Origin of the sequence: Aminobacter sp. BA135 (genome assembly GCF_050859125.1) — a bacterium.
Classification (GTDB): domain Bacteria; phylum Pseudomonadota; class Alphaproteobacteria; order Rhizobiales; family Rhizobiaceae; genus Aminobacter; species Aminobacter ciceronei.
Genome location: NZ_CP139572.1, coordinates 2,533,882 through 2,547,604, shown reverse-complemented (window position 1 = coordinate 2,547,604; position 13,723 = coordinate 2,533,882). Strand labels below are relative to the sequence as shown.

At 64.6% G+C, this 13,723-nt stretch carries 13 protein-coding genes; 7 read left to right on the top strand and 6 right to left on the bottom strand.

Features of this window, described 5'->3' with window-relative positions; translation table 11 throughout:
- Positions 1–64: 64 nt before the first annotated feature.
- Both SLT36_RS12360 and SLT36_RS12355 read left to right on the top strand, forming a co-directional pair.
- Entirely contained in the window at positions 65–1,165 is a 1,101-nt protein-coding gene (locus SLT36_RS12360) for an NADH:flavin oxidoreductase/NADH oxidase (protein WP_432287795.1), read from the top strand.
- 119 nt (positions 1,166–1,284) lie between these two features.
- Positions 1,285–2,343, top strand: a complete 1,059-nt coding sequence (locus SLT36_RS12355; protein ID WP_432287793.1) for a peptidase M14 — start codon at positions 1,285–1,287, stop codon at positions 2,341–2,343.
- A 73-nt stretch (positions 2,344–2,416) separates the two neighbouring features.
- Here the strand turns inward: SLT36_RS12355 and SLT36_RS12350 are convergent, their stop codons facing one another.
- Positions 2,417–2,839, bottom strand: coding sequence for a DUF1801 domain-containing protein (locus SLT36_RS12350; protein WP_432287791.1), 423 nt, complete (start codon positions 2,837–2,839; stop codon positions 2,417–2,419).
- A gap of 101 nt (positions 2,840–2,940) precedes the next feature.
- Positions 2,941–4,260 (bottom strand): NAD(P)H-dependent oxidoreductase, encoded by a 1,320-nt coding sequence (locus SLT36_RS12345; RefSeq protein WP_432287790.1) that lies wholly within the window; start codon positions 4,258–4,260, stop codon positions 2,941–2,943.
- 304 nt (positions 4,261–4,564) lie between these two features.
- Here SLT36_RS12345 and SLT36_RS12340 point away from each other — a divergent pair, with 304 nt between their 5' ends.
- The 3 genes from SLT36_RS12340 (at position 4,565) to SLT36_RS12330 (ending at position 6,698) form a co-directional block, all read left to right on the top strand.
- A complete protein-coding gene (locus SLT36_RS12340; RefSeq protein WP_432287789.1) occupies positions 4,565–5,644 on the top strand; it encodes a WD40/YVTN/BNR-like repeat-containing protein in 1,080 nt (359 codons plus the stop codon).
- 9 nt (positions 5,645–5,653) lie between these two features.
- The gene (locus tag SLT36_RS12335; RefSeq protein WP_432287787.1) at positions 5,654–5,962 is read left to right on the top strand and encodes a MoaD/ThiS family protein; all 309 of its coding nucleotides are present in this window, start codon (positions 5,654–5,656) and stop codon (positions 5,960–5,962) included.
- 79 nt (positions 5,963–6,041) lie between these two features.
- Positions 6,042–6,698: an SH3 domain-containing protein gene (locus SLT36_RS12330; protein WP_432287786.1), complete on the top strand. Its 657-nt coding sequence runs from the start codon at positions 6,042–6,044 to the stop codon at positions 6,696–6,698.
- Between the two features lie 49 nt (positions 6,699–6,747).
- On the opposite strand, the gene nadE is transcribed toward SLT36_RS12330, so the two are convergent.
- The 4 genes from nadE to asnB are packed head-to-tail and all read right to left on the bottom strand — an operon-like array spanning position 6,748 to position 11,553.
- The gene (nadE, locus tag SLT36_RS12325) at positions 6,748–7,749 is read right to left on the bottom strand and encodes an NAD(+) synthase (protein WP_432287784.1); all 1,002 of its coding nucleotides are present in this window, start codon (positions 7,747–7,749) and stop codon (positions 6,748–6,750) included.
- Positions 7,746–9,281 carry a class I adenylate-forming enzyme family protein gene (locus SLT36_RS12320; protein ID WP_432287782.1) on the bottom strand — a complete coding sequence of 512 codons (1,536 nt, stop codon included), beginning with the start codon at positions 9,279–9,281 and terminating at the stop codon, positions 7,746–7,748. Before SLT36_RS12320 ends, nadE begins: the two co-directional genes overlap by 4 nt.
- Positions 9,282–9,299: 18 nt before the next feature.
- On the bottom strand, positions 9,300–9,587 hold the full coding sequence (locus tag SLT36_RS12315; RefSeq protein WP_432287781.1) for an acyl carrier protein: 288 nt from the start codon (positions 9,585–9,587) through the stop codon (positions 9,300–9,302).
- A 22-nt stretch (positions 9,588–9,609) separates the two neighbouring features.
- A complete protein-coding gene (asnB, locus tag SLT36_RS12310; protein ID WP_432287779.1) occupies positions 9,610–11,553 on the bottom strand; it encodes an asparagine synthase (glutamine-hydrolyzing) in 1,944 nt (647 codons plus the stop codon).
- A gap of 283 nt (positions 11,554–11,836) precedes the next feature.
- Between asnB and SLT36_RS12305 the strand changes: the two genes are divergently transcribed.
- Positions 11,837–12,526, top strand: coding sequence for a N5-glutamine methyltransferase family protein (locus SLT36_RS12305; protein ID WP_432287777.1), 690 nt, complete (start codon positions 11,837–11,839; stop codon positions 12,524–12,526).
- A 79-nt stretch (positions 12,527–12,605) separates the two neighbouring features.
- Entirely contained in the window at positions 12,606–13,721 is a 1,116-nt protein-coding gene (locus tag SLT36_RS12300) for a hypothetical protein (protein WP_432287776.1), read from the top strand.
- The last annotated feature ends 2 nt before the right edge of the window (positions 13,722–13,723 follow it).

Below are 13,723 nucleotides of genomic sequence, written 5' to 3'. Positions count from 1 at the left end.
ATGCAACACGGTTGCCCGCCCGGCCAAACATCTTACAGTCGCCCTACCAAGCCCAGGAGCCGTCATGACCGCCCATCTGTTTTCGCCGATCAAGCTCGGCACGCTCGATTTCCCCAACCGCATCGCGGTTGCGCCGATGTGCCAATATTCCGCCGACGACGGCTCCGCGACCGACTGGCACCTGCAGCACTGGATGAACCTCGCCATGTCCGGCGCCGGCATGGTCACCGTCGAGATGACCGACGTCGAACGGCGCGGTCGCATCAGCCATGGCTGCATGGGGCTCTATTCCGATGCCAACGAAGCGGCTGCGAAACGCGCCCTCGACGCAGCGCGGCGGGTGGCGACGCCGGGCGTGAAGTTCGGCGTGCAGCTTGCGCACGCCGGCCGCAAGGCCTCCAATCACAGGCCATGGGACGGCTTGGGCCCACTCAAGCCGGAAGAGGATGCATGGCCTGTGGTATCATGCTCGGCGCTTGCCTATGCCGATGGCTGGCAGGTGCCGCATGCGCTTGATGAAGACGAGATCGAGCAGACCATCGGCCATTTCGTCCAGGCGGCACAGCGGGCCAAACGCGCCGGCTTCGACTTCATCGAGCTGCATTCGGCGCATGGCTATCTGCTGCACCAGTTCCTGTCGCCGCTGTCCAACCACCGCAGCGACCGCTGGGGCGGTTCGCTCGAAAACCGCATGCGTTTTGCCATGACGATCGCCCGCCGCGTCAAGGAAGCGGTGCCAAGCCTGATGCTCGGCGCCCGCATGTCCTTGACCGACTGGGTCGATGGCGGCTTCACCCTCGAGGAGGCGGTCGAAGTCGCCAAGGCCTATCGTGAGGCGGGCGTCGCTTACCTATGCTGTTCGAGCGGCGGTAATTCCCCACACCAGAGCCTGCGCACCGGCCCCGGCTACCAGGTCCACCTCGCCGAGGCGGTGAAGAAGGCGACCGGCATCCCGGTCCGCGCCGTCGGCATGATCGACCAGCCTGAGCAGGCCGATGCCATAATCCGCGAGGGCCAGGCCGACATGGTGGCGCTGGGCCGCGCATTGCTCGCCGATCCGCGCTGGCCGTGGCGTGCCGCAGCAAGGCTTGGCCACGAATTCCATCCTGCCCCGCAGTTGGCCCGCTCGGCGGCGCTGATGAAGCAATGGGGCTCGGCGGCCTGAGGAATGGCGACACGTCTGGAGCTGCGGCTGCGGCGCGCTGGACCATGACACACCACCACGGCTCTGGTGAATCACCAGCCGAGCGGTTAGGCAGCAGTCGAAGCCTCGAGGGACATGGCATGGAAAAATCGGTCGAGACGATCAGGGGCGACAGCGAGGGCATCGCCTACGAATTTGCGCTCTACCGCATTTCGGGCACCTCGTCCGAAGCGCCCTCGGCCTACATCCAGGCGGCCCTGCATGGCGACGAACTCCCCGGCGTCGTCGCCATCGACGCGCTGATGCCAAAACTGCGCAAGGCGGAAAACGAAGGCCGCGTGCGTGGCAATGTGACGATCGTGCCGCGCGCCAACCCGATCGGCGCCAACCAGTTGCTGTTCGGGGCGTCGCAAGGCCGCTTCGACCTCGGCACACGTGTCAACTACAATCGCGATTTCCCGTTGCTCGACAGGCCCGACACAGCGCTGTTGCCGGGTGACGAGGTACCGATGTCGTCGGACCGGCGGCTGAAGGCGCGCCTGCTCAAGCTGTCGCTTGGCCACGACATCGTGCTCGACCTGCATTGCGATGACGAGGGTGTCGCCTATCTCTACGTGCCCGACGAACTGTGGCCGGCGATGGCCGATTGCGCCGCGAATATGGGCGTCGACGCTGTCATCCTGTGGAGCGGCCAGTCGGGCTCGTCGTTCGACGAGGCCTCGCTGCACCCCTATCTCAAGATGCCGCGCAAGGAAGCACGGCTCGAAAGCCGCGTCGTCACGACAGTCGAGTATCGCGGCGTCTCCGATGTCTATGCCACCGTTGCCGAAGCCGACGCACAAGGCCTTTATCGCCTGCTTGTGGCGCGCGGCGTGATCGAGGACACCTGGATCGAGACCCAAAAGACGTTCGCCGGGGTGGTCGCGCCGATCGACCATATCGAGATGGTGCCCGCTCCTTGCGCCGGCGCCATCCTCTACCACGTCAATCCGGGCGACACTGTCAAGGCGGGAGCCCATATTGCGACGATCGTGCGCGCGGCCGGCGAGGACGGCGGCAGGGTCGAGGTGCTGGCACCGCAGGACGGCTACATCCTGACCCGCCGCTCGCACCGCGCCACGCGCGCCGGCGACGACCTCGTCAAACTGGTCGGCGTGGCCCCCAGCAGCGATGCGCGAACAGGCGCGCTGGAGGCGTAACCTAAGCTGGCGAGCCGAAATGCAAGCAGGCAGCGGACCAAGGAGCCCTGCCCGCCGAAGCGGGCCCTACGCCTCAGCCGCTCTTTGCCTTCTTCGGCGCGCGGGCAGCCTTGACCGACATGTTCAGCGCCACCGCTGCCTGAACCAGCGCCTTCAGCGCCGTTTCATCGAGCGTGTCGCCCTCATGGATGTCGATGGCGCGGCGGGTGTTGCCATCGAGGCTGGAGTTGAACAGGCCCGACGGGTCCTCGAGCGAAGCGCCCTTGGCGAAGGTGAGCTTGACCACGCTCTTGTAGGTCTCGCCGGTGCAGATGATGCCGGCGTGCTCCCAGACGGGAACGCCGCGCCACTTCCACTCCTCGATCACTTCGGGGACGGCCTGCTTGATGAGGGCGCGGACGTGAGCGAGCGTCTCGCCGCGCCAGTCGCCCAGGTCCTTGATCCGCGCATCGATCAGTTGCGAGGCGTTCGGGCCTTCGCCGCTCTTGCCGTCCATGGTCATCTCCTCATTTCCATGATCGTTGTCCGCGAGGCCGGCGTCCGCCAACGCCCTGCCGCGCAGCCCAGCTTCGCTCGCCTGTCGGCGAGCGCGTTGCCTTATGCGCCGTACACCAGCCTGTCCTGCCTCGCACGCAGCTCGGCGATCTTCGAACCTGGCGCAACGGCGGCGTTGGCCGTGGTGATCAGTTCGCCCTTCTTGATCGGGGCCGTCACCGTGCCGCCCTGCAGCAGGCCGCAAGGGATCGCTTTGGCAGCACGGGCCTCGCCCGCCGTCATGATCCAGGCGCGGTAGGTGTATTCGCCGATGGCATCGAGCGCATCGCCCGGCTTCAAATCCTTCTTGGCCACCGCGCAGACGTCGGCCACGGGCTTCGCCAGCGGCACCATGTCGGCCTTGCCGTAAAGCACCACACGGGCACAGGTCAGCGGCACCTCGAGCGAGGTCAGGTGGTAGGGCCGATGGAAGGTGAAATACGGGCCATGGCCCATCTTCAAATCTTCCATGCGCTCGCGGATGCGCGGGTGTGACATGTCGGCGATGACGAAGACACCTGGAGCCACACCCTTGCCGATCGAATAGTCGACGACGCCGACCTTAGAGAGAACACCGCCGTCCTTCTCCGGGACCAGAACCTTGTTGAGCTCCGGCAAGGTCGCAGCCGGGCCGTGCATGCCGGCCTTGTCGGGCACCAGACCGGTGGCATTGGCGATCGCCGCCATCTCGACCATAGTCTTGGAGCCGTCGACGAACTCGACAAGCATACGCACGTTCATGTTGCGGCGGGCCGCTTCCTCGGCATAGTCGTGCGGCACCGCATCGATGTTGAGCGGGTTGTTCTTGCCCTTGCCGGCAGCGACGATGGTGTGGCCCATCGCCGAGACGAATTCGATCAGCTCCATGCAGGACGACGGCTCGTCGCCGGCGCCGAGCGAATAGGTGACGCCGAGCCTGTCGGCCTCGCTCTTCAGATAGGCGCCGATGGTGACGTCGGCCTCGACATTCATCATCACCAGATGCTTGCCATGCTCCATGGCGCGCAGGCCGATCTCGGCGCCGACGGCAGGAACGCCCGTCGCATCGATGACGACGTCGATCAGGCCGCTGTTGAGGATGAGATCAGCATCGTTGGTGACCGCGACCTTGCCGGCTTCGATCGCCTCGTTCAGCGCCGAACCGGAGGCAACTTCGCGGGCGTGACCCTTCTCCTGATAGGCGATGTCGACGGCGCGATGCGCGTTGGGCAGGTTGAGCTCGGAGATCGCGCCGACCTCGATGCCGGGCATGTGCGCCACCCGCGCCACAATGTCGGTGCCCATCTCACCCGAGCCGATCAGGCCAATGCGGATCGGCTTGCCGGACTTGCCACGCTCGGCAAGATCCCGCGCCAGGCCGACAGGGGCTACGTTGATGGTCATCCGATGGTTCCTCCCGAGCACGCTGATATGTCCAACCTAAAGCGCGACGGGTATTGAATTATGGCGCCCTGTCAACTCGAATGTCGCCGGCACAGTCTGGGCTGCCGTTTGTCAGGAGCATGGCAGCTCAATCTGGCCCGCCTGCCGCTTTGCCGCTATGGTCATCTGGCTTTGTCAGCATCTGGATTATCCCCGGGAGGAGCCGGGATCCCGAGCCGGCATTGCCGGGAAAAGCCAGTGTTTGAAATGCGATAGCAGCCGATCCGGAATCGATCCCCGAAGATCGGCACTGCGGGAGGAGAACATGGCAGAGAAAGTGCTTGTCCTGCTCGGCACCAAGAAAGGTGCCTTCATCGCCGAAAGCAATGCGGCACGGCAGAGCTGGAAACTGCGCGGACCGTTCTGCGAGACCTGGCCGATGAATCATGTCGTCGCCGACCAGTCGACCGGCACCATCTGGGGCGCCGGCGGCAATGAGTGGTTTGGACCGGCGGTTTGGAAGTCGACCGATCTAGGCGAGAGCTGGACGCATTCGTCGGAAGGGCTCGCATATGCCGAGGGCGAAGAGCCGATCAAGGCGGTGTGGAGCCTCGCCAAGGGTAATGGCAGCCTTTATGCCGGCGTGCAGCCGGCCGGCCTGTTCCGCAGCGACGATTCCGGCCAGAGCTGGCAGCAAATAGACGGCCTGCAACAACACCCGTCCCGGCCGCATTGGAACCCCGGCGGCGCCGGCCTCATCCTGCATTCTCTGGTACTCGATCCCGACGACCACGACCGCATCTGGATCGGCATTTCGGCGGCCGGCGTGTTCTACACTGGCGATGGCGGCGCGACCTGGGAGCCGCGCAATCTCGGCACCCGCGCCGATTTCATGCCCGAGGGCGAAAACTACCCAGAATTCGGCCAGTGCGTGCACAATCTGGTGATGGCGCCGGGCATGCCCGACCGGCTCTACCAGCAGAACCATTGCGGCATGTACCGGTCAGACGATGGCGGCAAGCGCTGGGTGAGCATCGAAAAAGGCCTGCCCTCGACCTTCGGTTTTCCGGCGGCAGCACATCCGCGCGACCCCGAAACGCTCTATCTCGTGCCGCTCAACGGCGACAGCGCCGGCCGCTACATGCCCGACGCCAAGGCGGCGGTCTGGCGCACCCGAAACGCCGGCAGCGAATGGCAGGCGATGCGCAACGGCCTGCCGCAGGAAAACGCCTATATCGGCGTGTTGCGCCAGGCGATGGCAACCGACCGGCTCGACCCCGCCGGCGTCTATTTCGGCACCAGTTCGGGCGCGCTGTTTGCCAGTGCCGACGAAGGCGAGAGTTGGGTCAACGTCACCCAGCACCTGCCGGCAATCCTGTCGGTCGAAACGCTGGTCGTAGACTGAGCGGCGGCCGTGGACAACAGCCCTGCCCCGGAAAGCCGAAAAGCAGCGCTCGCCACCGTCGTGGTGCGCCTGCCCGGGGTGCTGGTCGATCTGTTTCCGGGTGCTTCGAGGCGCGTCGAAGTTCCGGCTGAAACCGTCCGCGACATGGTCGACGAGCTCGACAGGCGCTGGCCCGGTATGCGCGACCGCATCTGCGACAGCCGCCCGGCGATCCGCAAGCATATGAACGTCTTTGTCGAAGGCGAACGCGCCACACTGACAACCAGGCTCAAGCCCGGTGTCGAAGTCTTCGTATTGACGGCGATCAGCGGCGGTTAGGGCCGCCGTCGAAATTGGATTCCTCTGTGCCGGCACATCGGCTAACATCCCCAAGCTATTGATCAAGCGGGGATACCAGATGCGGAAACTCGGTCTTCTCTTTGCAATGATGCTGACCTTTGCGCCTGCCGTGCCGCAGGTCGTAGCAGCCCAGGAGCGCATGGAAACGCTGCGCATGCGCCCTGGTGCTACGCAGACGACGGTGCGCGGCATTGTCTTCGGCCCGATCAGCGCCTCCTACCGGCTCGAGGCGCGAGCCGGCCAGCGCATGAGCCTCGACCTCAATTCGCGCAACACCTTCCTCTATTTCAACGTGCTCGACCCGCGCGGCCGCGCCATAGCGCGTGAGCAGACGCAGTGGGACGGACGCCTGCCCGCCTCCGGCCTCTACACCATCCAGATCTATTTGGTGCGTGCCGAAGCGCGGCGCAATCGGCCTGCCCCCTTCTCGCTCAGCGTCTCGATCTTCGGCCGCGGTGGCGAGCCCAGCCCCGGCCCGAACCCGGGTCCTGGCCCCGGGCCCCATCCGCGCTCCTGGCGTGTTGTCGGCGTGACGCCCAACGACGTGCTCAACATGCGCTCGACGCCTTCGCCGCGCGGTTTCCTGATCGCCGAAATCCCGTTTGATGCCAGCGGCCTGCGCAATCTCGGCTGCCAAGATCGCCAGAGCTGGTGCAAGGTTCGCTATCGCGGCCAGGAAGGCTGGGTCAACGGCCGCTTCCTGCGCCCGGAATAAGATCGTCGCGGAAGGGCCACCGGCGAAACGGTGGCCTCCATCAGGCGCTTCAGATTTCCGGCACGGGATCGACGAGAAGCGGGCCGCTGTGCAGGTAACGCGTCGTCTTGCGCTTGGAGGCGATGTCGGTCCAGACGCGGCCAACCTGCTCGGCGGTCAGCCCGGCAGCACGGCCGACTTCTTCCGCCGCAATGCCGTTGTTGAGCCCGTAGAGGCACAGGTCCATGCGATCATAGGGCAAGGAGAAATAGAACTCCTCCTGCGTCTGCTGTAGCGAATAGGTGTCGGTGGTCGGCGGCCGCCGGCGGATTTCCTCCGGCACGCCGAGATGGGCGGCCAACTGGTAGACCTGCGACTTGTAGAGATGGGCGATCGGCTTGACGTCGGCGGCACCGTCGCCGTTCTTTACGAAGAAGCCCTGGTCGTATTCCAGCCGGTTCGGTGTGCCGATGACGGCGTAGTTGAGGCGGTCGGCGTGGAAATATTCGACCTGCTTGCGCGTCCGCTGCTTCATGTTGGTCGAGGCGACGATGCCGAGATAGACATGCGGCGGCATGCGCAGCTTGCTCTGCTTGCCCTCGGGATCCTGCACCACCAGCGACGAAATGTTGTAGCCTTCATTTGTCAGCGCATTGGCGATGACGATCTTGCACGCCCAGCCGGCGCCGTATTCGGGCACCAGTTCACGGATGAAGGCGTCGCGGCGCTCGTAGCAGCCCATTGCCTTGAGCGTCGGGCCGATGTTCTCGACGACCGCTGCTATGCCGAACGTTTCTGCGACGAGGCGTCCGAGACGCAGGCTTTCGGGATCGGAATCGTCCTCCGGCATGAACAGAGCAAAGACGTTCTTGGCGCCGACGGCGCGCACCGCGAGGGCAGCGCTGACGCTCGAATCGACGCCGCCCGACAGGCCGAGCACGAGCCCGCGCCGGCGGAGCGTGCCGGTCAGTTGGCTGCGCAAGGCAGCTGATATTCTCGTCGCCTCGGCTTCGGGATCGATGGTCAGCATCGCCGCGCTGAAACTGCCGGTTTGCGCCAATGGCATGTTCATTGCGTCGGCTCCATGGATTCGGCGGCGAGACGCCGGCTGACCTTGCCGGTGTCGGTCCGGGGCAATTCGGATCGGAACTCGATGATCTTGGGCACCATGAAATCCTCGAGATTGGCTTGGCAGTGGCGCAGGATTTCACGCTGGGTCAGGTTGGGATCGGAGAGCACGATCAGCGCGCCGATGGCGTGACCGAGGATAGGGTCGGGTATGCCGATGACCACCGCCTCGGCGACACCGGGACAGGCGTGAAGAACGGCCTCGACCTCCTTGGGCGCTACCTTTTCACCACGCGTCTTGATGATGTCGTCCTTGCGCCCGACGAAATAGAGGAAACCTTCGGCGTCGCGGCGGAACAGGTCGCCGGTGTAGAGCAGCTTTTCCCACGGGTTGAAGCCCGGGCGCAGCATGCGGTTGGTCGCTTCCGAATTCTCCCAGTAGCCCTGCATGACATGCGGCCCGCGGATGACCAACTCGCCCGGTGTATCAGGCGGCACCGGCTGGCCGAGATCGTCGACAACGAAGGCTTCGGTGTTGGGAATGGCGATGCCGACCGATCCGGGGCGCCGGTCGAGCTCCGCCGGCGGCAGGTAGGTGCAACGCTTGCACTCGGTCAGGCCATACATGGAATAGAGCCGGGCGCCGGGGAACAATTCGCGCAGCCGGGCGATATGGGCCGGCGGCAGGGCGGCGGCGGTGTTGGTGACGTAGCGCAGGCTGGGCAGGAAGCCCGGTTTGATGTCGCGCATCTGCAGGATCAGCGCCGCCATTGTCGGCACGAGCGGGAAGCCGGTGACGTTCTCGGCGCGGATGACGTCGAAGATCGCCTGCGGGAAGGAGAACGACTTCTCCAGCACCAGCGTCGCGCCCATCTTGATCGACATGATCAGCTGGTACAGCCCGTAATCGAAGGCCAGCGGCAGGACGTTGAGGATGATGTCGTCTGGTGTGTTCTCGAGATAGGTGGTGATCGAACCGGCCGCCGCCTCGATGTTGCGGTGGGTCATCATCACGCCTTTGGGCCGGCCGGTTGAGCCCGAGGTGTAGATCAGCATGGCAAGGTCGACGTCGATGCCGCCATGAAGGGGCAGTGCGGCACTGCCTTGCAGGCATTCTTCGAATGAGACCGCACCTTCCGGTGCCTTGCCGCCGGCAGCCGTTGACACGACGATCAGTTCGCCGCCGTCATTCGCCTCGGTGACGACCGGCAGCAGCCGGGCCTGGGTCAGCACGGCGCGCGCGCGGCAGTTGCCGATGATGAAATCGAGCTTGTCGGCTTTGGTCGACGGGTTGATCGGACTGAAGACGGCACCGGCCTTGGCAATGGCGAACACCGACACCGCGGCTTCCCAGCAATTGTCCATGAAGACCAACACGCGATCGCCACGGCCGACGCCAAGATCGCCGAGCCTTGCTGCCAGCCGGTTCGACATGCTGTCGAGTTCGGCGTAGGTCAGGCGCATGTCGCGGGCAATCAGCGCGGTCTTGTCGCCCCGCAACCGTGCACTGTCGCGTAAGAATTGCTCCAGTCGCATTGCCCCCTCCCGCGCGCCTCAGGCCGCGCCAGCTGCCTGCTTTACCGGTTGCGTTGCTGCCTGCTTCGCCTCGATGAAAGCGGCGATGCGGACCAGCGAGTCGAGATTGGCTGGAACGATGTCGGAATCCGCCATTTCGAGCCCGAATTGGTCCTCGATATAGGTCACCAGTTCCAGCACGCCGGTGGAGTCGATCACGCCGCTTTCGATCAGCGAAACGTCATCGGCGAGCGCGTAGGACGTGTCCCCGAACAGGAAGTTGTCGATGATGAAGGCTTTGACCGTGTCCTTGATCTGCTGCGTCATGCTCTCTCCTTTTGTTTCATCGTCAGGCGGCCTCGGTGACATCGGACCTGGATCCGGCGAACGACCGGTGCCACAGCTGCGTCGACAGGATGCCGACAAAGGCAGCGTTGTCCCGGAAGCCCGATACCGCTTGCTGCCGACACTTTTCAGTCAGCTTCCTTACCGTGGAAACGTCGAAAAATCCTGAATCGGCGATCGCCTCGGAACTCATCGCCTCTCGCAGCCACGGCTGCTCGTCGGTGCCGACGAAAGATTGCGAATCCGGAGCGCGGTAGGGCTGCTTCGTGCGTTGGCCGATCGACGGCGGCAACAGGTCCTTGGTCGCCTCGCGCAAGATGTGCTTTTCGACCAGCCCCTTGAGCTTCATGCCGGGTGGCAGCCGGCTGGCGAACTCGACAAGGCGATGGTCGAGGAACGGGAAGCGGCCCTCGATGCCATGCGCCATCGACATGCGGTCACCCTGACTCGACAGGATGTAGCCCGGCAACAGGTAGCGGCTTTCGAGATATTGCGCCTGGTGCAGCGGATGCCAGCGGGCGAAACGCTCCGGCAGTTGCGAGGCGAGCTCGGCTGCCGCGTCATAGGATGCGAGTTTGGCGCGCAGGTCGCCGGAGAAGAACAGCTTGGCAGCAGCCGTGTTGCGCATGCGCGGACGATGCGAATAGAGCGGATCGTCGAGGCTGTCCTTGCCGGCGCCGAAGAAGGCGGCGAGATAGGACGCCGACTGCTTCTGCAACCCCGGCAGATAGGGGTAGAGCTTGCGGAACAGATGCGGCCGGCTGGCCGAACCGGGCTGGCGGTCGCAGAAGCGCCGCACCAGCGTCTCCTTGAAGATGTCGTAGCCGGCGAAGACCTCGTCGGCGCCCTCGCCCGTCAGCACCACCTTGATGCCCTTGGCGCGCACCAGCCCGGAGAGCTGATAGAGCGGCGCCGGTGCCGTGCGGATGACCGGCCGCTCCGTGGCATTGATCACCTCCGGGAAGATCGAGGCGATGTCGCCGGGCCCGACATTGACCGCGCTGTGGTGTGATCCGATGGCCAGCGCCATCTCTTCCTGGAATTCGCTTTCGTCGTGCTCGGCACTGTCGAAGGTCACCGAAAAGGTGCGCAGGCCCCCGGTCGCCATCGGTGCTGCCAACGCCGAGACGATGGAGGAATCGAGACCGCCCGAGAGATAGGAGCCGACGGTAACGTCGGCGCGCATGCGGATGCGGGTCGCGTCGGTCAGAAGCTCCCGGAGTTCCTCCGCCGCCTGCCTTTCGTCGCGCGGTGCACGGCCTACCTCGGCATCAGGGAAATCAAGCTGCCAGTAGGGACGCGTGGTGAGCCCGCTTTTGTCGGCGATCATGATGTGGCCGGGTTCGAGCTCGAACACGTTCTTGAACGCAGTACGCGGCGCGATCGGCGCCCACAGCGTGAAGATCTGGTCGAGCGCGATCTCGTCGAGTTCGGCGGTGAAGCCAGGCACCCGGGCAAAAGCCTTGACCTCGGAGGCAAAATACAAGGTGCCGCCGACTTCGGTGTAGAACAGCGGCCGCACGCCCATCCGGTCGCGGGCAAAGAACATGCGCTGCCGCGGCGCGTCCCAGATGGCGAAGGCGAAGTCGCCATTCATCAGGTCGACGCAGTCGGGGCCCATCTCCTCATAGAGATGCAGGATCACTTCGGTGTCGCTGCCAGTGCGGAAGCGGCGGCCGCGCGCCTTCAGTTCGTCGCGCAGTTCGACATAGTTGAAAATCTCGCCATTGAAGGCGATGTGGAGATCGCCGGAGGCGCTGGCCATCGGCTGCTGGCCGTCGCCAAGGCCGACGACCGACAGGCGTGCATGGCCAAGGCCAGCCGACGGACAGACGAACACGCCCTGCTCGTCGGGCCCCCTGTGGGCGATGCTGGCCGTCATGCGCCGCAGCAGCTGATCAGCCGCCGCCGGCTCGACATTCCCGAGATACCCGACAAATCCACACATACGCCGGACTCTGTTTCACTAGTGCGACAAGCCCACGTGTTAAACGCAGGTTAACCAATGGCAGGAAAGCACACTTCCGATATCAAAACACATCACAAAGCCGATAGTCTCGGTTTCGCGGCCGGAGATACGGTAGTAGATATTGATAGAAGGTTCTTTGTGTAACGAATTGTATGAACAAGTCATGTTGATGACAATTGCCCCTGACAGAAGCATTGATCGGTTGACGATCCAGGGCGCTGGGGTTGTCATGGAGCGGGCAAAGGACTTGGCGAGGGCAACCATGCATATCGTTGAGAACAACGGCGACAAGTCTGGCATCAGGCTGCACAAATTCATGGACATCGAGCTCGAGCTCGGGGACGACGTGCTCGTGCCGCGCGAGGAAACCGAAATCCTTGGCCGTGCCGCGCTCGGCCTGCTCGACGGCCGCGATCCGGCTGCCCGAGTGATTGACATGTGCTGCGGCTCCGGCAATCTCGGCCTGGCGATCGCCGCCAAGATGCCGGGCGCGCGCGTCTGGAGCGCCGATCTGACCGACAGCACCGTCGCCACCGCCCGTCGAAATGCCGACCGTCTCGGACTGGCCGACCGGGTGACCATTGCCCAGGGCGACCTGTTCGGCGCGTTCGACGGGACGGACCTAGCCGGGTCCATCGACCTTGTCGTCTGCAATCCGCCCTACATCTCGTCTGCGCGCCTCGAAGGCGATCGCAGCGAGTTGCTGGCTTCCGAACCGAGGGAAGCCTTCGACGGCGGCCCCTACGGTCTGTCGATCCACCAGCGGTTGATCCGCGATGCGGCACCCTTCCTCAAGCCCGGCGGCTGGCTCGCCTTCGAATTCGGCGTCGGCCAGGACCGCCAGGTGGCAGCCCTGCTTGCCCGGGCGCGCGTCTATGCAGCAGTGGAATTCGTGTCCGACGCCGCCAAGACACCGCGCGCGGCGATCGTCCGCAAGCTCGATCCCGCGTGACCGGGAGCCCGACCTTCACCCTTCCTAGATGTTTCCCGCCTAAGCCATTGCTGCCGTGACATGACCGAGGCTTCGCCCGATGCCTGAAATTCGTCCATTGCAGGCCGCCGATATGGCGGTTGTCGCAGACATGTTCCAGCGCGTGCTGCGCAAGCGGCGCACGCCGACGCCCGCCTCGCTGCCCGGCTATCTCCAGCGCCTCTATCTCAGTTCCACCGACGCTACGGTGGGGTCGCCATCCCTGGTCAATGTCGCCGACGACGGCAGCATTTCGGGCTTCATCGGCGTCACGTCACTGCCCATGCGGTTTGGTGACAGGAAGCTGAACGCTTCGATCTGCGGTTCGCTGATGGTCGACGAGGACCAGCGCAACGACCTGTCCGGCGCAAGGCTGCTCAAGGCATTTCTCGCCGGTCCGCAGGACCTGTCGTTCAGCGAGACGGCAAGCGACGTTACCGCCAATATGTGGACGACGCTGCGCGGCTCGATCCTGCCTGACTACAGCCTCGACTGGATCAAGGTATTCAGACCGGCAGCCTTCGCCGTTGCCGGTGCCAGACAGCGCCTGCCCATCGCACGCCTCGGCACGCCGCTGGCCCGCGCCGTCGATGCCTGTCTCGGCCTACGCCGCAGCGGCGAGTTTTCGCGCTGGTTCGGCGCCGGCGACGCGGCGGCCTCGCAAGGCCGCTACACAGTGGGAAGCATCGATGCCGACGGCTTCGCCGTACTGCTCGGCAAATTCACCTCGCGCTTCGCCGTTCATCCGGATTGGAACGAAAACGCACTGTCACGCATCATGTCGGATGCCGCGGCCAAGACGGATTTCGGCGACATCTACCGCTGCACGGTTGCGGCGCGCACAGGTGCCGTCATCGGTGCCTTTGTCTATTTCGGCCGGCCCGGTGGCATCGGCCATGTGCTGCAGGTTCTGGCCTATCCCGGCCAGGCTGGTGCCGTGATCGACTGCCTGATCAACCATGCCGCAGGTGCTGGCCTCGCCGGTCTCAGGGGCAGGACGCAGCCGGCCCTGCTGGAAGCCATGCTTGGGCGGCGCATCATCTTCATCAATGTCAATTCGACCGTGGTGCATTCGCGTGATCCCGAGCTCGTCCGGCAGTTCCAGACCGGCAACGGCTTCTTCAACGGGCTGGTGGGCGAGCACTGGAGCCGGATTTTCGGCGACCATTTCGACTGACG